19 protein-coding genes and 1 riboswitch are annotated in these 18,646 nt (G+C 74.0%); of the genes, 10 read left to right on the forward strand and 9 right to left on the reverse strand.

Going from position 1 to position 18,646, the window contains the following annotated elements:
• Positions 1-40: 40 nt before the first annotated feature.
• Together PSED_RS24790 and PSED_RS24795 are read left to right on the forward strand one after the other, a co-directional pair.
• A complete protein-coding gene (locus tag PSED_RS24790; RefSeq protein ID WP_233899148.1) occupies positions 41-1,102 on the forward strand; it encodes a transporter substrate-binding domain-containing protein in 1,062 nt (353 codons plus the stop codon).
• A gap of 51 nt (positions 1,103-1,153) precedes the next feature.
• Positions 1,154-1,882, forward strand: coding sequence for a GNAT family N-acetyltransferase (locus PSED_RS24795; RefSeq protein ID WP_013676980.1), 729 nt, complete (start codon positions 1,154-1,156; stop codon positions 1,880-1,882).
• 48 nt (positions 1,883-1,930) lie between these two features.
• Here PSED_RS24795 and PSED_RS24800 read toward each other — a convergent pair whose 3' ends face one another.
• The 5 genes from PSED_RS24800 to PSED_RS24820 all read right to left on the reverse strand — a co-directional run bounded on the left by PSED_RS24800 (position 1,931) and on the right by PSED_RS24820 (position 7,013).
• Positions 1,931-2,743: a DUF1684 domain-containing protein gene (locus tag PSED_RS24800; RefSeq protein ID WP_013676981.1), complete on the reverse strand. Its 813-nt coding sequence runs from the start codon at positions 2,741-2,743 to the stop codon at positions 1,931-1,933.
• Positions 2,740-3,147, reverse strand: coding sequence for a hypothetical protein (locus tag PSED_RS24805; RefSeq protein ID WP_143770610.1), 408 nt, complete (start codon positions 3,145-3,147; stop codon positions 2,740-2,742). Before PSED_RS24805 ends, PSED_RS24800 begins: the two co-directional genes overlap by 4 nt.
• A 4-nt stretch (positions 3,148-3,151) precedes the next feature.
• Positions 3,152-4,411: an LLM class flavin-dependent oxidoreductase gene (locus PSED_RS24810; RefSeq protein WP_013676982.1), complete on the reverse strand. Its 1,260-nt coding sequence runs from the start codon at positions 4,409-4,411 to the stop codon at positions 3,152-3,154.
• A complete protein-coding gene (locus PSED_RS24815; protein ID WP_013676983.1) occupies positions 4,408-6,084 on the reverse strand; it encodes a dipeptide ABC transporter ATP-binding protein in 1,677 nt (558 codons plus the stop codon). The genes PSED_RS24810 and PSED_RS24815 overlap by 4 nt, the downstream gene beginning before the upstream one ends.
• A 244-nt stretch (positions 6,085-6,328) precedes the next feature.
• Positions 6,329-6,421: riboswitch (SAM riboswitch) on the reverse strand.
• Positions 6,422-6,548: 127 nt separating this feature from the next.
• Positions 6,549-7,013, reverse strand: coding sequence for a MarR family winged helix-turn-helix transcriptional regulator (locus tag PSED_RS24820; protein WP_013676985.1), 465 nt, complete (start codon positions 7,011-7,013; stop codon positions 6,549-6,551).
• Between the two features lie 115 nt (positions 7,014-7,128).
• On the opposite strand from PSED_RS24820, the gene PSED_RS24825 reads away from it, so the two are divergent.
• Positions 7,129-8,082 (forward strand): alpha/beta hydrolase, encoded by a 954-nt coding sequence (locus PSED_RS24825; RefSeq protein WP_013676986.1) that lies wholly within the window; start codon positions 7,129-7,131, stop codon positions 8,080-8,082.
• A gap of 101 nt (positions 8,083-8,183) precedes the next feature.
• On the opposite strand, the gene PSED_RS24830 is transcribed toward PSED_RS24825, so the two are convergent.
• The 3 genes from PSED_RS24830 to PSED_RS24840 are packed head-to-tail and all read right to left on the reverse strand — an operon-like array spanning position 8,184 to position 11,207.
• A complete protein-coding gene (locus PSED_RS24830; protein WP_013676987.1) occupies positions 8,184-9,122 on the reverse strand; it encodes a fumarylacetoacetate hydrolase family protein in 939 nt (312 codons plus the stop codon).
• Positions 9,119-10,342 (reverse strand): CaiB/BaiF CoA transferase family protein, encoded by a 1,224-nt coding sequence (locus PSED_RS24835; protein WP_013676988.1) that lies wholly within the window; start codon positions 10,340-10,342, stop codon positions 9,119-9,121. Before PSED_RS24835 ends, PSED_RS24830 begins: the two co-directional genes overlap by 4 nt.
• Before the next feature lie 7 nt (positions 10,343-10,349).
• Positions 10,350-11,207, reverse strand: a complete 858-nt coding sequence (locus PSED_RS24840) for an enoyl-CoA hydratase/isomerase family protein (protein ID WP_013676989.1) — start codon at positions 11,205-11,207, stop codon at positions 10,350-10,352.
• Between the two features lie 106 nt (positions 11,208-11,313).
• On the opposite strand from PSED_RS24840, the gene PSED_RS24845 reads away from it, so the two are divergent.
• A complete protein-coding gene (locus PSED_RS24845; RefSeq protein WP_083845482.1) occupies positions 11,314-11,943 on the forward strand; it encodes a TetR/AcrR family transcriptional regulator in 630 nt (209 codons plus the stop codon).
• A gap of 101 nt (positions 11,944-12,044) precedes the next feature.
• Here the strand turns inward: PSED_RS24845 and PSED_RS24850 are convergent, their stop codons facing one another.
• On the reverse strand, positions 12,045-14,507 hold the full coding sequence (locus PSED_RS24850; RefSeq protein ID WP_013676991.1) for an MFS transporter: 2,463 nt from the start codon (positions 14,505-14,507) through the stop codon (positions 12,045-12,047).
• A gap of 173 nt (positions 14,508-14,680) precedes the next feature.
• Here PSED_RS24850 and PSED_RS24855 point away from each other — a divergent pair, with 173 nt between their 5' ends.
• The 6 genes from PSED_RS24855 (at position 14,681) to PSED_RS24880 (ending at position 18,436) form a co-directional block, all read left to right on the forward strand.
• Entirely contained in the window at positions 14,681-15,241 is a 561-nt protein-coding gene (locus PSED_RS24855; RefSeq protein WP_013676992.1) for a winged helix-turn-helix transcriptional regulator, read from the forward strand.
• Between the two features lie 420 nt (positions 15,242-15,661).
• Positions 15,662-16,132, forward strand: a complete 471-nt coding sequence (locus tag PSED_RS24860; protein ID WP_013676993.1) for a VOC family protein — start codon at positions 15,662-15,664, stop codon at positions 16,130-16,132.
• Positions 16,129-16,479 (forward strand): ArsR/SmtB family transcription factor, encoded by a 351-nt coding sequence (locus PSED_RS24865; protein WP_013676994.1) that lies wholly within the window; start codon positions 16,129-16,131, stop codon positions 16,477-16,479. Before PSED_RS24860 ends, PSED_RS24865 begins: the two co-directional genes overlap by 4 nt.
• Positions 16,476-16,940: an SRPBCC domain-containing protein gene (locus PSED_RS24870; RefSeq protein WP_013676995.1), complete on the forward strand. Its 465-nt coding sequence runs from the start codon at positions 16,476-16,478 to the stop codon at positions 16,938-16,940. The genes PSED_RS24865 and PSED_RS24870 overlap by 4 nt, the downstream gene beginning before the upstream one ends.
• Before the next feature lie 184 nt (positions 16,941-17,124).
• The gene (locus PSED_RS24875) at positions 17,125-17,973 is read left to right on the forward strand and encodes a hydroxypyruvate isomerase family protein (protein ID WP_013676996.1); all 849 of its coding nucleotides are present in this window, start codon (positions 17,125-17,127) and stop codon (positions 17,971-17,973) included.
• A 202-nt stretch (positions 17,974-18,175) separates the two neighbouring features.
• Positions 18,176-18,436, forward strand: coding sequence for a hypothetical protein (locus tag PSED_RS24880; RefSeq protein WP_013676997.1), 261 nt, complete (start codon positions 18,176-18,178; stop codon positions 18,434-18,436).
• Positions 18,437-18,646 lie beyond the last annotated feature (210 nt).

An 18,646-nucleotide genomic window follows, 5' to 3' on the forward strand; every position in this document is an offset into this window, starting at 1 on the left:
GTCCAGCCCCAGACAGACAACCGCCGTCCGCCGTTCCCCCGTGAGCGGCGACGGTCGCGATAGCGACTATCGCCGCTCACGAGGTCCTGGGGGCTCCGGTCCCCGGTGGGCACGCATCGCCGCGGCGGGCGTCGCCACCGTCGTGCTCGGGGCCACCGCGGCCGCGTGCGGCGGCAGCGCGCCCGCGGCGACGGGCAGGACGGAAGGCACCACGAGCGTCACCATCGGCGCGCTGTCCAACGGCGCCGCCAAGGAGACCGCGCTGCAGGTCCCCGTCGTCGAGTCGATCCGCAACGAGGTGCCCAGGTCGGTCCCCGACAGTGGCACGCTCGTCATCGGCTCGGGCAGCCTGCCGACCGGGTCGCCGCCCCTCGGGTTCGTAGGGACCGACCAGAAGACGTTGACCGGCTCCGAGCCCGACCTCGGCAGGCTCGTCGCCGCCGTGCTCGGCCTCGAACCCCGGATCGACAACGCGACCTGGGCGAACCTGTTCGTCGGTATCGACAGCGGGCGCACCGACGTCGGCTTCTCCAACATCACCGACACCGAGCAGCGCAAGGAGAAGTACGACTTCGCCTGCTACCGCCAGGACAACCTCGGGTTCGAGACCCTCGCGAGCAGCCCGTGGAACTTCGACGGCACCGCGGCGAGCCTCGCCGGCAGGACGGTCTCCGTCGGCAAGGGCACCAACCAGGAGAAGATCCTACTGCAGTGGCAGAGCGAGCTGCAGACGCAGGGCAAGACCCTCGACGTCAAGTACTTCCCGGACATCAACAGCACCTACCTGGCGCTTTCCTCGGGCAAGATCGACGCCTACTTCCTGCCCAACCCGAGCGTCGCCTACCACGTCACCCAGACCGCGGGCACCCCGACGCCGACACGCAGCGCGGGCAAGTACTCCGGAGCGGGCGCCTCCCTGCAGGGCCTGATCTGCGCGACGACGAAGAAGGGCAACGGCCTGGCCGAGCCCGTCGCCGACGCGATCAACCACCTCATCCAGAATGGCCAGTACGCGGCCTGGCTCGACACCTGGAACCTGGCGAACGAGGCAGTCCCGACCGCCCAGATCAACCCTCCGGGCCTGCCGCTCAGCAACTCCTGACGGCACGCGCGCGACGCCGCGCCGCCCCGCACGACGCACGGAAGGAGCGGGATGACCATCCCGTCCGAGGTCCGGCCCGAGTCCGCGTCCGACGCCGACGCGGAGCGGGTGCTCGACAACCCCGCCCACGCCTCCCTGTCCGGGCCGCACCGGCGGTTCGCCCAGGTGCACGGCCAGGCGCTGCGCTACCACCCCGACGTCTCGGTGTTCACCGCGCTGCCGAGCGCGGCGGAGCCGTCGGCCTGGGCGGACCTCGCGGTGCTCGCCGGGCCGGGCGCGACGTTCGCGCTGTCGGCGCAGGACCCGGCGGCGGTCCCCGCCGGCTGGGAGGTGCTGGACTCCGGGCGCGGCGTGCAGCTCGTCGACGACGGCCTGCGGACCGCTCCCGACGAGGAGGCGGTCCGGCTCGGCGCCGCCGACGTCCCGGAGATGATGGCGCTGGTCGCGCTCACCGAGCCGGGGCCGTTCGCGGTGCGGACCGTCGAGCTCGGTACCTACCTGGGCATCCGGCGCGAGGGCGCGCTCGTCGCGATTGCGGGCGAGCGGCTGCACCCGCCGGGCTGGACCGAGATCAGCGCCGTGTGCACCCATCCCGACTTCCGCGGGCAGGGCCTCGCCACCCGGCTCGTCCGGGCCGTCGGCCACGGCATCCGGGAGCGCGGCGAGACACCGATGATGCACGCGGCGGCCTCGAACACCAACGCGATCCGGCTGTACCTCTCGATCGGGTTCCGGCTGCGCCGGGAGACGACGTTCATGGCCGTCCGGGCCCCCGCATGACCCCTCGTGAGTGCCGACGGTCGCCAGGGCGACCATCGGCACTCACGGTCAGGCCGCGAGGTCGGGGCGGGGCGGGTTCTTCTCCCCCGCCTCGACGGGCACCGTGATCACGTTGCCTGCGGGCGGCAGCGGGCAGGTCGCGTGCGCGGTGAAGGCGCACGGCAGGTTGGTCACCCGGTTGAGGTCGATCGTCACCGTGCCGTCGCGAGCCGGGTCCGCCACGAGCACGTGGCGGCCGCCGCCGTAGGTGCTCGTCCCGGACGTGGCGTCGCGGAAGTGCAGGTTCAGGCCGCCGTCGAAGCCTCGGAGGGCGGCGAGCCGCTGCGGCACGCCGTCGACGTCGAACACGACCTCGCCCACGGTCTCGAAGCGGTGCGTGAGCCCCTCGACGACGGCGCCGACCGTGATCGGCCGCGGCGCGTCGTAGGGCTCGAAGCGTCCCGGCCGCACCCACCGTTCCTCGACCGGGAACGTCGGCACGCCCGTGAACGCCGTGCGCGTCACGGCCTGCGGGTCGCGTACCCGCAGCGCGTAGGAGTCGGTGCGGCGGATGACCTCCACCTTGCGCTCGCCCAGCCCGACCAGGACGCCGGGCAGCCCGTCGACCGGTTCGACGCGCACGGTGCCCGTCACGTGCGCGTCGTCGACCGTCACGTCGGCGCCCTCGGGCACGGTGATCTCGACGCCGCCGTCGCCGGTCGCCCGCCACGTCCCGGGCAGGTCGGGGAACGCCGCGGGCGTCGCGTCGAGCCAGTACAGGCCGGTGAGGCTGAGCCAGCCGTGCGGCGTCGCCAGCAGCTCCTCGCGGGCCTCGTGCCAGGCCTGCCAGTCTGCCGCGAGCCTGCTCTCCGTGGTGGTCATGCGGGTGTCCTCCGGTGATGCTCGGCCGCGGGCGCGGCGGGTCGGGTGAGGGAGCGCAGGCCGAGGTGCTCGCGCGGGGTCGTGCCCGAGTACTCGGTGCGCCGGCTGCCGCGGTCCGGGAGTTCCGCGACCGCGGTGTCGACGAACGCGTCGCGGCCGCCCGGGATCAGGTCCGGGACGAGGACGGACCCGTCGCAGGCACCCTCCTGGACGGCGCGGTCGATCTCGGTCGCGGCGGGGTCGCGCCGGTCCTGCGCGACGGCGCGCGGGCCGTACCTCGGCCGGCGTACCCCGACGGCCTCGTCCGCCGCCTCGGCGTGGGCGTCGCCGAGTACGGTCGCCGCGACCGGCAGCACGACCAGGTCGTCGGGCCGGCGGCGGTAACGCGCAACGTGTCCCTTCACGTTCTCAGAGAACTCGCGGCGGGCCGCGAAGCTTCCCGGCCGGCGGGTCACCGCAGCGCCCCGGCCGCTGCCGAGGCGGCGGAGCGACGCGCCCACTCGGCGCGAGCAGCTCGTGGCTCGCGACCCGGTCGGCGTGGTCGGTGGTGATCGTCGTGACGAGCAGCTCGTCGGCCCCGGTGGCGCGGACCAGGGTCTGCAGGCCGTCGGCGACCCGCGCGGCCGAGCCCACGAACTGGGTGCGCACACGGTCGGCGACGGCCGCGCGCTCCTCGGCCGTCCACTCCCGGGCCAACGCCTCGGCTGGCGTCCGGTAGGGCCGGGCGCCGCGCCCGGTGCGGATGCCGAGCACCCACTCGCCGTAGGGGGCGGCGAGCTCGCGGGCCCGGTCGTCGGTCTCGGCGACGACGACGTCGGCCGACACCATGACGTGCGGGCGGTCGAGCCGGTCCGACGGCCGGAACGCGGCGCGGTAGGCCTCGACCGTCTCGATCGCGGTGTGCGGCACGATGTGGTAGCTCGCCGCGAACGGCAGGCCGAGGGCTCCGGCCGCCTCCGCGCTGGCGCCCGGGCTCGACCCGAGGACCCAGACGTCGACGTCGACCCCCTCCGCCGGCAGCACGTGCAGCGGCGTCCCGGTCGCGTCGCGCGCGGTGCCGTCCAGGTAGGACAGGATCGCGGCCACCTCGCGCCGGTAGTCCTGCGGCGGCGAGTCCGTGCTGATGCCGAGCAGCTCGGCGAGCGTCACGAACGCCGTCAGGTCGGCGAGGTACCTGCCCGGCTGCGGGACGAGCAGGCCGTCGACGACGCGCTCGGGTGCCGGCTCCCGCGTCGGCGCGGCCCCGGTGCGACCGGCGGCGAGCATCGCGAGGATCTTCTGCAGGTCGAACCGGCCGAGCCCGATGTCGACGCGCCCCGGGTGCAGGGCCGCGACGGTCCCGAACTGTTCCGCGACCTGCAACGGGGCCGTGTGCGGCAGCTGCACCGCCCCCGAGCCGACGCGGATCGTGCGCGTCGCGGCGGCGAGCAGGGCGACCAGTACGGGGGTCGACGACGACGCGACGCCCGTGGCGAGGTGGTGCTCGGCGACCCAGTAGCGCAGGTACCCGGCGCGCTCGGCGGCCTGCGCCAGCTCGACGGTGTGCCGCAGCGCGTCGGCGGCGGTGCCTCCGGCCGGGACCGGGGAGAGGTCGAGCACCGACAGCGGGACCGGCCCGCAGGAGGACGGCCCGGAGGACGACGGCCCGGAGGACGACGGCGCGCTCATGAGGCTGCGTGGACCTTTCGCGAACGGCTGCCGGCGACGGCCGCCAGCAGCTCACGGGTGTAGTCCTCGCGCGGCGAGGCGAAGAGCTCCTCGGTGGAGGCGAGCTCGAGCAGCGCCCCGTCGCGCATCACGCCGACGCGGTGGGCGATCCGGCGCACGACGGCGAGGTCGTGGGAGATGAACAGGTACGCGAGGCCCTGCCCGGCCTGCAGCTCGGCCAGCAGGTCGAGCACCTGCGCCTGGACGGAGACGTCGAGCGCGGAGACCGGCTCGTCGCAGACGACGAGGTCGGGACGCAGCGCGAGCGCCCGCGCGATCGCGACCCGCTGCCGCTGCCCGCCGGAGAGCTCGACGGGCCGGCGCGCCAGCACCGACGCCGGGAGCGCGACCCGGTCCACCAGCTCCGCGACGCGCTCGCGGCGCTCGGCCGGCGTGCCGACCCTGAAGGCGCGCAGCGGCTCCTCGACCACGTCGGCGATCGTGAAGCGCGGGTCCAGCGACGCGTACGGGTTCTGGTACACCAGCTGCGCCCGGCGCCGCAGCTCCCGCCACGCGGCACCGCGGACCGTGGTGACGTCGGTGCCGTCGAACTCGACGGTGCCCGAGGTCGGATCGGCCAGCCGGAGCACGAGCCGCGCGGTGGTCGACTTCCCCGATCCGGACTCTCCGACCAGCCCGAGGGTCTCGCCGCGACGGATCTCGAAGCTCACCCCGTCGACAGCGCGGTGCACCGCCCGGCGGCCGGCCGAGCGCGGCAGCGGGAAGTCCTTGACCAGGTCGCGGACCACGAGCAGCGGTGTCTCGTCGGGCGCCCCCGACACCGCAGGGGTCGCGACCACGGGCCGGGCCGGCGCGCGGGCCGCGGCGGTCGCGCTCGCGAGGCCGGGTGCCGCGGCGAGCAGCCTGCGCGTGTAGGGGTCGGTCGGCCCGGCGAGGATCTGCTCGGTCGGCCCCCGCTCGACGAGCCGCCCACCGGACATGACCGCGATCCGGTCGGCCCGGTCGGCCGCGACACCCAGGTCGTGGGTGACGAGCAGGACCGCGGTGCCGGACTCGCGCGTCAGCTCCTCGAGGTGGTCGAGGATGCGCCGCTGGACGGTGGCGTCGAGCGCGCTCGTGGGCTCGTCGGCGATGAGCAGCGCGGGGCCCGCGGCGATCGCGATGGCGATCAGCACCCGCTGGCGCATGCCGCCCGACAGCTCGTGCGGGTACTGCCGGGCCCGCACGCCGGGGTCCGGCAGGCCGGCCCTGGCGAGCAGCTCCTCGGCCGCCACCGGGGCGCTGCGCCGCGTGGCCAGGCCGTGCACCCGCAGCGCCTCGGCGACCTGCGGCCCGATGCGGCGCACCGGGTTGAGCGACACCGTCGGGTCCTGCGGGACGAGCCCGGCGACCCGGCCCCGGACCGTGCGCATCGCCTTCTCCGAGCGGCCCAGCACCTCCTCGCCCGCGAGCCGCACGCTGCCGGCACCGACCGTGGCGTTGGCGTGCAGCAGGCCGACGACGGCGTGGGCCAGCGTCGACTTGCCCGACCCCGACTCCCCGACCAGCGCGAGCACCTCGCCCGGCGCCACGTCGAGCGACACCCCGCGGAGTGCGGGCAGCGAGGCGCCGGCCGCCCGGTAGGAGACCTCGAGATCCCGGACCCGCAGCAGCGGGTCGGTGGACCCGTTCACGCGCGCACCTCCGTCGCGGTCCGAGGGGCGCGCGGTGGCCGGATCAGGGCGGTCGGGTGCATCGATGTCGGGTCCTTCGGGCGAGCCCGGGTGGAGCGTGCCCGGCGCGGCGGGACCGGCGGGGAGCGGACGAGCCCGGGACGTGGGCAGGGCGGACGAGCCGGTCAGCCCCGACAGCTCGCGCTCGTCACCCGCAGCAGGTCGACGTGGAGCCGGTAGGCCCCCCGGTAGGTGCTCACGACCGCCTCCATCGTTCCCGGCATGAGCACCCTCGCCCGGTCACGGGGGGTTGCTGCGGCGTCGTCGAGCCAGGTCTCTCGGCCGCTCTGGATGGTTCCGACGGTCGCCCGTCGTCGTCCGACAGTACGAACCCGATCCCCACCGGTGTCAATCCGGACATCTGCTCCCACCATGCGGGACGACACCGGTACGCCCCGAGCCAGCGCGGATGCACCCGGCCCGGGTCATCCGGTGGCGGGGCTCACACGCTCGGCGGTGAACGCGTGCACCGACCGGGTCAACGTCCGCAGCCGCTTCCGCAGGTCCTCGCGCTCGGCCGCGGACAGGCCGAAGGCCGTACCCATCTGCGTCGGGACCGCGGCGGCCCGGGACCGCAGCGCCTCCCCCTCGGCGGTGAGTACGACGTCGACACCGCGTTCGTCGTCGGTGCGGCGGTGGCGCTCGACCAGCCCCAGCGCCGCGAGCCGCTTGAGCAGCGGCGTGACGGTGCCGTAGTCGAGCTCGAGAGCAGCGCCGACCTCCTTGACCGAGCAGCGGCCCCTGTCCCACAACAGCAGCATCACGAGGTACTGCGGATAGGTCAGCCCCAGCTCCTCGAGCAGCGGCCGGTAGGTGGCCGTCACCGCACGCGAGGCCGCGTAGATCGCGAAGCACAACTGGTCGTCGAGGAGCAGGGACTCGTCACTCACGTGTCCCACAGTAGCACGCGCCACATTAACTTGTGCACAAGTTAGTTGGGCAATAGCTTTCTCGCTGTGAGGCCGCGGCCGACGTCGCGGACACATCGAGCGATCGGAGCAGACGATGAGCGAGAACCCGGTACTGGAGCCCGCCGCACAGGCGTTCGTGGACGCCACGGCGACGCCGCCGTTCCTCTACCAGCTCGACCCGGCCGACGGCCGCAAGGCGGTCGACGACGTCCAGTCCGGCGACACCCCCAAGCCCCCGGTCGACGAGGAGTGGGTGTCCGTCGACGGTGGCCCGACCGGTCCGGTGGACGTGCGGATCGTCCGACCGCAGGGATCGACGGGCGCGCTGCCGACCCTGCTCTACATGCATGGGGGCGGCTGGGTCTTCGGCAACGCGCACACCCACGACCGGCTCGTCCGCGAGCTCGCGGTCGGCGCCGGGGTCGCGGTGGTGTTCGTCGAGTACACGCCCTCGCCGGAGGCGCGCTACCCCGTCGCGATCGAACAGGGTTACCGCGCGGCGCAGTGGATCGGCACCGACGGCGCGGCGCACGGGCTCGACGGCACCCGGCTCGCCGTGGCCGGAGACTCGGTGGGCGGCAACATGACCGCCGCGCTGACGTTGCTGGCCAAGGAGCGCGGCGACGTCCGGTTCGCCGCCCAGCTGCTCTTCTACCCGGTCACCGACGCGAACTTCGACACCGGCTCCTACGAGCGGTACGACACCGGTTACTTCCTGCACCGCGAGGGCATGCGCTGGTTCTGGGACCAGTACACGACCGACCCGGCCGAGCGTGCGCAGATCACCGCGTCACCGCTGCGGGCGACGACCGAGCAGCTGGCCGGCCTGCCGCCCGCGCTGGTGCTCACCGACGAGGCCGACGTGCTGCGCGACGAGGGCGAGGCGTACGCGAACAAGCTGCGCGCCGCGGGCGTCCCGGTCACCGCCATTCGCTACCTCGGGATGGTGCACGACTTCATGATGGTCGACGCGCTGCGCGACTCCGGTGCCGCGCAGGCCGCGATCGACCAGGCGGTCCGGACCCTGCGGGCCGCCCTGCACGGCTGATCCCGCCGGCTCGCGACCGGCATGGCGCACGGCTGATCCCGCCGGCCCCGCGACCGGCACGGCGCGTCGGTCGCGGGCGGCACGGAGGCCTCACGCAGGCCTCACGCAGGCCGTTGCCGCAGCGGCGGCACCGACGCCCCCGCCCGCACGACGTGCTGGATCGAGCCCAGTCCCTCGACGGACAGCTCGACCTCGTCGCCCGGGACGAGCCAGGGGTAGCGGTCGCCGCCGTGCACCCGGGAGAGCTCGAGGATGCAGCCGGTGCCGACGGTGCCCGACCCCAGCACGTCACCCGGGACGAGCCGGGTGCCGCGCGAGGCGTAGGCGATCATCTCCTCGAACGACCAGTACAGGTCGGCCAGCGTCCCGGCGCTATACCCGACACCGTTGACGCTCGCCCGCATGGCCCGGTCGAACCCGTGGCCGCGCCGGTACGGCTCCAGCTCGTCGGGCGTGACGAGCCAGGGCCCCAGCGTCGTCGCCGAGTCCTTGCCCTTGGCCGGGCCCAGTCCCACCGCCATCTCGTGCGCCTGCAGGTCGCGCGCGCTCCAGTCGCACAGGATCGTCACCCCGGCGACGTGGCTCCACGCCTGCTCGACCGGGATGTCCGAGCCCTCCCGCCCGATGACGACGGCGACCTCGAGCTCGTAGTCGAACGCCGCGCTGCCCGGCGGGACCGCGACGGGCGTGCCGGTCCCGACCACCGCCCGCGGGTTGGTGAAGTAGAAGGCCGGGGCGTCGTACCAGGCGGGGGCCAGGCTCGACCCGACCGCTTCGAGCGAGGTCACGGCGTGGTTCTCGAACGCCATGAAGTCACGGATCGACGGCGGGACCGGGATCGGTGCGTGCAGCACGACCGCGGCCTCGTCGAGGACCTCGGCCGGCGCGGCGAGGACGTCGCGCCCCTCAGCGGTGAGGTCCGTGCCGACGAGGTCGAGCAGCGTCTCGGTCCCCGCCCGGCCGTGGACCCGGCCCTCGTGCAGGACGCCGGCGCGCAGCGGGGCGCCGGGTCCGGACGAGTAGGTCACCCAGCGCGTCACACTCCCTCCCTGGCCGGTTCGACGAGCCCGCCGACCTTGTAGAGGGACTCGATCTGCTGGGCGTCGTACCCGAGCTCGGTGAGCACCTCGACGTTGTGCTCGCCCTGTAGGGCGGGCACCTGGTCGTCGAGAGGCTCCTCGTGCCGGCTGAAGTGCCACGGCATGCCCGGGATCGTGATCGTGCCCGCGGCGCGGTCGGACACCGTGCGGGTGACACCCCACTGCTCGGCCCACTCGGACGCGGCGAACTCGTCGATGCCGCGGACGATCCCGGTCGCGATCTTGGCCTCGTCGAACTGGGCGTCGAGCGCGCCCATGGTGTCGAACGTGTGGATCCAGGTCTGGACGATCGCGTGCAGGGCGGCGAAGTTGGCCTCGCGCAGCTGCGGGGTCAGGAAGCGCGGGTCGTCGAGCAGGTCGGGGCGGCGCATCGCGTTGCAGTAGAACTGGAACGTCAGCGAGCCGACCAGGCTCATCGGGACCACGAACGGATCGCCCTCGGGACTGGTGAAGAACGGCGCGTCGGTGGCGCCCAGCACCGGCCGCTCCGAGCCCAGGTCGTGGTCGGCGAGATCGACGTGCACGCGCTCGTTGATCGACGTCATCACCGCCGCCATCGCGACGTCGACGTACTGGCCCTCGCCGGTCGCCGCGCGGTGCTGCAGGGCCGCGAGCACGGCGATCGTGGCGTGCAGCCCGGAGTAGACGTCGGCGTGCGAGAGGGCGTCGGTCCGTCGCCGTGGACCTTCGGCGTCGAAGTGCCGCAACGTGTTGCGGGTGAAGCCGACCTCGGCCTGGACGGTCGGCGCGTAGGCCATCCGGCCGGCCCAGTTGCCGCGCTGGCCGTAGCCGCTGATCGAGACGTAGACGATGTCGGGCTTGACCGCCGCGACGGAGGCGTAGTCGAGCCCGAAGGAGCCGAGCGCCCCGGGCCGGAAGTTCTCGATGACGACGTCGGCCGTCGCACACAATGCCGTCACGACCTCGCGCGTCTCCGGCACGTTGAGGTCGACGCTGATGTTGCGCTTGCCCGAGTTCTGCTGCGCGTAGTAGCCGGTGACCGCGCCCTGGACCGGGAACGCCCTGCGCGACAGGTCACCACCGGGCGGCTCGACCTTGATCACCTCGGCGCCGAGGTCGAGGAGGTGCTTGCCGCAGTGCGGGCCGGCGAGCACCCGGGAGAAGTCGACGACGCGCAGACCGCTGAGGGGAAGGGGCATCGTCGGCCTACCGACCCTCGAAGCGGGCGGCGCCGGGCCCGTTCTGGGCGAGCGACCGCAGGCCGACCTTGAGGTCGTTCGACGTCCAGATGTCCTTCTGCAGCTCGGCCATCACGGCGTCGGTCGCGCGGGGGCCGTGGCCCGCCGCGTAGGAGATGACCGCCTTCGTCGAGGCGTGCGCGACGGTCGGGCCGAGCGCGAGCTCCTGACCGAGCGTCAGCGCGACCCCCTCGAGGCTGTCGTCGGGCACGACCCGGTTGATGACGTTCCAGCGCTCCAACGTCGCCGGGTCGTAGCGGCGGGCCAGCAGCGCCATCTCCTTCGCGCGCGCCGAACCCGCCCGGTCGGTGATCCGCTGCATGGCGCCCATCAGCGGGTTCATCCCGATCGTCGCCTCAACGCAGCCGATCTTCGCCGACTGGGCGGCGACGATCAGGTCGCACGCGAGCGCCAGCTCGAAGCCGCCGCCGACGCACACGCCGTGCACGGCCGCGACGATCGGGACCGGGAGCTCGTCGAAGACCCGCAGGACGTCGACCAGGTCGACGTCCGGGGCCTCGCCGCGGTCGGCGCTCTCGAAGATCCCGACGTCGGCACCGGCGCAGAAGTTGCGCAGGCCGCTGCGGAGGACGATCGCGCGGGCGCCGTCGGCGACGGAACGGTCCACAGCGGACAGGACGCCGGCGATGAGGTCGGTCCCCAGGAAGTTGTGCGGCCTGCTCTGCATCGTGAGCACGGCCAGCGCTCCGTGCATCTCGCGCGCGACGTGCGCCTCCTCAGGTCGCTCGGCGGGACGGGCGACGTCGCCGCCCCCCGGCTCCGGATCGACGGCGACGTCGGTCACCTGCGGGGCTGCCTGGGCCACGGTGCCCTCCTCTGCTCGGACTGCGGCGGCGGACGTTATATGCCGCACGGCATAGTGTCAACGGCAGCTCGGGGACAACGATCGGCCGCGGATGTACCGTGTCGGCATGCCTCGCCGCACCGACAGCAAGGCCCGCATGGTGACCGCTGCGCGCGGCCTGTTCCGCGAGCGCGGTTACCTCGGGACCGCGATGTCCGACGTGCTGGCGGCGAGCGCCGCGCCGCGCGGCTCGGTCTACTTCCACTTCCCCGGCGGCAAGGAGGAGCTGGGCACCGAGGTGGTGCTGACCCACAGCGCCGAGACGACGGCCCTGATCAACCGGGTCGCCCTGCGCGTGGACACCCCGGGGGAGATCATCCGCGGGTTCCTCGACGCCTCCCTCGAACGGCTCGTGGCCAGCGGCTACCGCCAGGGCTGCGCGGTCGCGCCGATCGTGCTCGAGGTGCCGCAGACCTCGACGCTCTCGGAGGCGACCCGCCGGTCGTTCCAGGACTCGGTCGTCATCCTCGCGGCCCGCCTGACGGAGAAGGGCGTGCCCGCCGAGGCCGCCCACCCGCTCGCCGCCGCGGCCTACGCCGCCCTCGAGGGCGCCCTGATCATCAGCCGCAGCCTGCGGTCGACCACGTCGTTCGAGACGTTGCGCGACGTGCTCGCCGCCGAGGCGGACCGGCTGCGGGACGAGGCGGCGGGGGCCGGCGGGGACGGCGCGTCCGAGCGGGCCGCGGGCGGCGCGTGACGGCCCGAGCGTGCCCGTTCCCCAAATTACTATGTCGGCCTACATAGACGGTCGGCCGTTCCGGGTCGGCGCGCTGCGCGCCGCTCGGATTCCCGCCGCGGTCAGTGAACGACCGGACGCCCGCCCTCGGCGGGCACCACGTCGAGCGGGACGGCCCTGCCGTCGGGTGCGGGGAACTCGACGTGCGTCGACCCGGTCCGCCCGGGCTCGACCCGCACCTGCTGGACGACCGGGTCGTACCCGCGGGTGCTGAGCGTGTAGGTGCCGCTCGCGACGTCGTCGAACGCGAACCGTCCGTGCTCGTCGCTCACGGCGGTCGCCACGACCCGGTCCTGCTCGTCGGTGAGCGTCGCGGTCGCGCCGGCCACCCCGCGGCCACTGCCCGCCACGACGACGGAGCCGATCAGGCGCGCCCGTCGGACCATTGCGATCTCGTGGCCGGGGGCGTCGACGACGTCGTGGCCGACCTCGATGCCCGCTGCCACGGGCACGCAACCGGGATGATGGGCGGTGAGCGTGTAGCGGCCGTCGGCGACGGCGTCGACGAGGAACGTGCCGTCCGGCGCCGAGGTGGTGACCGCGGCGACGTCACCGACCGCGTCGATGAGCGAGACCGTCGCCCGTTCGACGGGCCGACCGCTCTCGTCCGCCAGCCTGCCGCGCACGGCGAAGCTCCCGACGAGCGTGACGTCGTGGCACACGGGCCCGTCGCCGACGACGACCGTCTCGGCGTGCGGACGGCGCCCCGGGCTGCTCGCGACGAGCAGATAGCGGCCGCCGGCACCGACCGGGATGCGGTAGGTGCCGTCCGGACCGGTGCTCAGGCGCCCGATCTGCTCCCCCGATGGCCCGGTCAGCGTGACGGCGGCGGCGAGTGGCGTGCCGTCCGCGCCGCGGACGGTGCCGACGACCGCGGGACCGGCACCGACGGCGACCGCGCTGACGGCGACGGCCGACTCGCCGGTGGCGGCGGCCGACTCGCCAGCGGCGACGGCGTCGAGCACCGTGGGAGCCGAGGCCGGCGGTGCGGGTGCCGCGACGGCCGCGCGTTGACGAACGAGCAGAGCGGTCGGAACGGCCACGACGAGCAGGACGACCCCCGCGACGATCGCGCCGGTGTGGAAGCCGGTGGTGAACGCCGACCCGACGGACTCGGCGACGCGCGCCGCGAGCGATACCGGCAGCGCCGACGACGGAGCACCGCCCGAGGAGGCCGCGGCCGCGACCTGGGCCGCCACGGGAGCCGGGACGCCGTTGCCCGCCAGCTCGCCGGGCAGCTCGCTGGTGAACCGGCTGGTCAGGATCGTGCCGAGGATGCTCGCACCCAGGACGTTGCCCAGTTGGCGGAACATGTTGACCGTGCCGCTGGCCATGCCCGCCTGCTGCGGCGGCACGCTGACGACGGCCGCCGCGGTGGTCGGGGCCGCGACGAGACCCATGCCGAAGCCGAAGATCGCGAAGCCCGGCCAGACGTGCGCGTAGGCATAGTCGGTGCCCGCGGCGAGGAGCAGGAAGGCGCCACCGGCGGAGACGACGAGCCCGACGGTCATCACCAACGTGGTCCCGAGCCTGCGGACGATCCGCGCGGCGATCGCGCTGACGACGACGTAGACGCCGAACATCGGCAGCAGGGCGAGGCCGACGTCGATCGGGGACAGCCGTGCGACGCGCTCGAGATAGAGCACCATGAGCAGCGCGCAACCGGTGAACCCGAACATGAACACGACGGCGACGACCATGACCGTGCTGAACGACGGGCTGCGGAACAACCGGAGGTTGACCATCGGGTCGGGGTGGCGGAGCTCGACGATCACGAACACCGCCAGCGCCACCACGAACAGGGCGAAGACGCCGAGGATCCGGCCGCTGAGGTAGCCGATCGAGGCGCCCTCGATGATGCCGAAGGTCAGCGCGGCGACCGCGATCGTCGCCAGCAGCACACCCAGCGGGTCGAGCCGCTTGTCCGGGTGCCTGCTCTCCTGGACGACGAGGAGCGCGAAGGCGACGACCAGCACCGACACGACGACGTTCACGACGTAGACGACGTGCCAGGACCAGTGGCCCAGCAGGGCGCCGGCCACGACCGGGCCGATGGCGAGACCGACACCCGAGCATCCCGCCCAGATGCTGATCGCCTCGGTGCGCAGGTGCGGCTCGTGGAACGTGTGGCTGACGATCGCGAGGCTGTTGGGCAGCACCATCGCGCCACCGATGCCGATCACGACCTGCGCCGTGAGCAGCAGGGCGACGCCCGCGGAGAGGTACGCGAACACGCTGCCGAGCCCGATGAGTCCGACGCCGATGACGAAGACGAGCCGGCGACCGACGATGTCGCCCGCGGTGCCCGCCGCGAGGACCAGGCTCGCGACCGCGAGCGAGTAGATGCTCGTGATCCACACCAACGCGGTGTTCCCGATGTGCAGGTCGGCCTGGATCGAGGCCAGCGACGAGATCGTCGCGGTGATGTTGAGGAACGTCATCATCACGCCGAGGCAGGCCGCGGCGAGCGTCGCGCCTCGACGCACCGGCCGGCCCTGGGTCGCAGGTGGCGCCGGAGCACTCATCGGGGTTCCTCCGCGGGATCGCACGGCGCCGGGGCCGTGGTCGGTCATGGGCAGGCCGGATGCGTCCTGCGAGGTGGCCCGCCGCGCGGCGGACGCCGCTAACTATATCGGACTATAGTCAGGGTGGCCGGGCGTCACCGGTCCGGCGCTGCGACTCCTACCCTGGAGCTGTGATGGCCTCGACACCCGACAGCGGAACGGCCGGCGCCGCGACGGACGGTAACGCGGCGGAAGCGTCGTCGGCCGGGGTGATGACGCTGGAGGGCCGACTGACCGGCCGCGACGACTGGACCGGGCCCGGCCGGTGCTCGATGGAACGCGCGCTCGAGCTCGTCGGCACGCGTTCGGCGATGCTCCTGCTCCGGGAGGCCTACTACGGCGCCCGCCGCTTCGAGGACCTCGCCCGCCGCGCGCGCATCACCGAGGCCGCCGCCGCGACCCGGCTCAGGCAGCTGGTCGCCGACGGCCTGCTGGAGCGGCGACCCTACCGCGAGGACGGTCAGCGGACCCGGCACGAGTACCTGCTGACCGACAAGGGCCGTGACCTGCACGCGGTCTTCGTCGCCCTCGTACGGTGGGGGGACACCCACATCGAGGACGGTCCCGTCGAGCTGGCCCATGCCGGCTGCGGCGCGGCGGTCGACGTACAGGTCCGGTGCCGGGCGGGGCACGACGTCGGGCTCGGCGAGACCGTCGTCCGCGTCCCGCGGAGCCCTCGCGCGGCGCCGCGATGACCGGCGGCCGGGACGGCCTGCGTCCGGCCGGGCCGTCGGCCCGGTCGCAGGCACGACCCCGGCTCCGCGCCACCGCCGCGCGCCGAGGCCCACGACACGACGATCCGCTACGCCCCCGAGGCGCCACCGTTCCGTGCACTACCCGCTCGGCCAGGCCCCGACCTCACCTCACAGGACTCACCCTCGGCAACCGGCCTCACGCCGACGGTGAGGCTGCGCTCCGGAACCCGGCGCCCGCCGCTCTCGTCGGCGTAGCGTCCGGCGAACACGACGTCACCCTTGGCGGCGTGGCCCGCCATGAACCGACGGTGCTCGGGGCGCAGCGCCGGGCCGGCCATCGTGACAGAGGCGCTGCACGTCCGAGTTGACAGATAGTTCTCAGATTCGGAAACTATTCTCGAAACGAGGAAGGAGTTTCCCGTGACCTCTCCCGAGGACGTCCCGACCGTCACCCTCGCGGTCACCTACCGCGACCCGAAGGCCGCGCTCGACTGGTTGGCGCGCGCGTTCGGCTTCGAGGTGAGCATGGCGATCGAGGGCGACGACGCGATGACGTCGCACTACGAGATGTCGGTACAGGGCCGGGGCCGCATCGTCATCGGCGGCGAGTGGGCCGACTGGACGCGCAGCCCCGCCGGTGTCGGCGGCGCCAACACCCAGAGCGCGAGCGTCCTGCTCACCGGCGACGTCGACGCGCACTGCGCCCGCGCCCGCGACGCCGGGGCGAGGATCGTGGCCGAGCCGGAGGACCAGTTCTACGGCGACCGCACCTACCGCGCGGTCGATCCCGAGGGCCACGTGTGGACGTTCGCCGCCCACGTCCGCGACGTGAGCCGGGCCGAGGCGGAGACCGTGATCGGCCGGCGGATCGACGCGCCGAGCTGGACGTGACGGCGGCCGCCGCTGCCGCGTCGCCGGACCCCGTCGACCGCACGCTCGGCGCGCTCGCCGACCCGCACCGTCGCCAGGTCGTGGAACTGCTGCGCGGACGACCGCACCGGGCGGGCGAGCTCGCGGCGGCGCTCGACCTCCGTCCCTCGGTGCTGAGCCGGCACCTGAAGGTGTTGCGCGACAGCAAAATGGTCGAGGAGACCAGCCCGGCGTTCGACGCCCGAGTGCGGGTCTACTCGCTGCGCCCGGGGGCGACCGCCGAGCTGCGCTCGTGGCTCGACGCCGTCGAGCAGGGTTGGGCCGACCAGCTCGCCGCGCTGAAGGCGCACGTCGAGGGGCCGTCGTGACCTCACGGGTGCTGGTCGCGCTGCGCATCGCGGCCCCTCCCGACCGCGTGTTCACCGCGTTCACCGCAGAGACCGCGATCTGGTGGCGGCCCAACACGTTGTTCCAGCTCAACGGCCGCGACGACGGCAGGCTCGCCATCGAGGCGGGACCGGGCGGGCGGGTGCTCGAGTGCTACCCCGACGACCCGCCGTTCGAGGTCGGGCGGGTGCGGGTCTGGGAGCCGCCCGGCCGGCTGGTGCTCGGCTGGCGACCGGCGACGTTCCCCGCCGACAGGGAGACCGAGGTGCACGTGCGGTTCGAGGAGGTCGACGACGGGACCCGCGTCGTCGTCGAGCACCTGGGGTGGGACGGTGTGCCGCAGGAGCACGTCGCCCGGCACGGCTTCCCGTTGCAGCCGTTCCAGCAGCGTCTCGCCGAATGGTGGCAGTCGTCGCTGAGGGCGCTGGCTTCGGCCACCTGAACGCCGCGGCTCGCCGGTCCGGTCGGCGGCTCCGCCGGGGCGCGAGACCCTGATCCTGTCCGGCGGCATTGACCGACGGCACCGTCGCGGGGAATCGTCGGCGCCACGAGAGTCGGTCGGGTCGACCGGCGCCTACCAGGAGGAGGACCGTGCGCGTCGCCGTCGTCGGCCCCGGGATCGCCGCGTGAACGCCGAGGAGCGGCTGCCGCTCGTCGCCAACATCTCGCTGTTGTTCGCCGAGGTTCCCTATCTCGAACGCTTCGCCAGGGCCGCGGCCGCCGGCTTCACCGCCGTCGAGACGTGGTGGCCCTGGTCGGACCCCGTGCCGCCACCGGGCGGGGTGGACACCCTCGTCGCCGCGCTCGACGACGCGGGGCTCCGGCTCGCCGGGTGCAACCTCTACGGCGGTGACCTGCCCGCGGGCGAGCGCGGGATCGCCTGCGACCCGGCGCGCACCGAGGAGTTCGCCGCCAACCTGGACGCGGTCGTGGGGATCGCGCGACGGACCGGCTGCCCCGTCTTCAACGGCCTCTTCGGCCGACGCCGGCCCGACGTGCCGGTCTCGGAACAGGACGCGCTCGCCGTCGCGCAGCTCGCGACCGCCGCGCGGCGTCTGGGCGAGGTCGGCGGCACGGTGCTCGTCGAGGCCCTCGGACGGGGGCTCAACGGCACCTACCCCGTCACGAACGCGCAGGAGGCCGTCGCCGTCGTCGACCGGGTGCGCGAGACCGCGGGTGCCGACTCGGCCGGTTTCCTCTTCGACACCTTCCACCTCACCACCAGCGGCGACGACCTCCCGCAGGTGATCGCCGACCACGTCGGGGTGATCGCGCACGTCCAGGTCGCCGACGCGCCGGGCCGCGCGCAGCCGGGGACCGGCGTGGTCGATGTGCCCGGTGTCGTCGACGCGCTGTGGGCCGCCGGTTATCGCGGCGCGGTGGCCGCCGAGTACAGCCCGACGGTGCCGACCGAGCAGACCTTCGGCTGGCTCGACGAGACCCCGCGGCTCGCCGCCCTGACGCCCCGGGCCTGAGCCCGCCGCACCACCGGCCGTCCCCCGTGCCGTCGCGCCGCGCCGTCGATCGGGTCGCTGTCCCGGGACACGGCGGGCACCAGCCGGTCGGTGGACGGCGGCGTCGTCCGGCACGTCCGCCGGGCGGCCGACCGCACCGTCGTCGCGACGGGGCGAGTCTGGAGGGCGTCAGCACGACAGTCCTCCGGAACGGAGCGCGGCGATGAGCATCTCGACCCCGGCCACCACGTCCACCTCGACCCTCGGCACCCCGACCGCCGCCACGCGGCCGCTGTGGATCGCGGCCGCCGTCCTCACGATCGTCGGCCTGGCGATCGGCCTGGCCTCCGAGACCTACGCCGTCGTCTCCGCATGGGTGCTGGTCGGGGCGGGGGTGTTCGCGCTCGCCGACGTCCTGGTACGACGACACCGCGCGGGGCACCGGATCGTCCGGCTACGCGGTTCCGCTCCGCTGCCGCGATGACCGGCAGGCCCGCAGGCAACGCTGAGCCGCCGGGCTGCGCCGACGCCGCGCGGTACCCGCTGCTCGCCGCGTGGATGCGCATCGCCGAGGGACCGAGCGCCGCCGAGCAGCTGGCTCGCGGCGTCGACTTCCTCCTCGACGGCATCGAGCGCCGGAACACGCAGCTGGGGCACGGTCAGGCCCCCACGTCGGGACCCGCCGAGGTCCTAC

Origin of the sequence: Pseudonocardia benzenivorans CB1190 (assembly GCF_000196675.2) — a bacterium.
GTDB lineage: Bacteria > Actinomycetota > Actinomycetes > Mycobacteriales > Pseudonocardiaceae > Pseudonocardia > Pseudonocardia benzenivorans.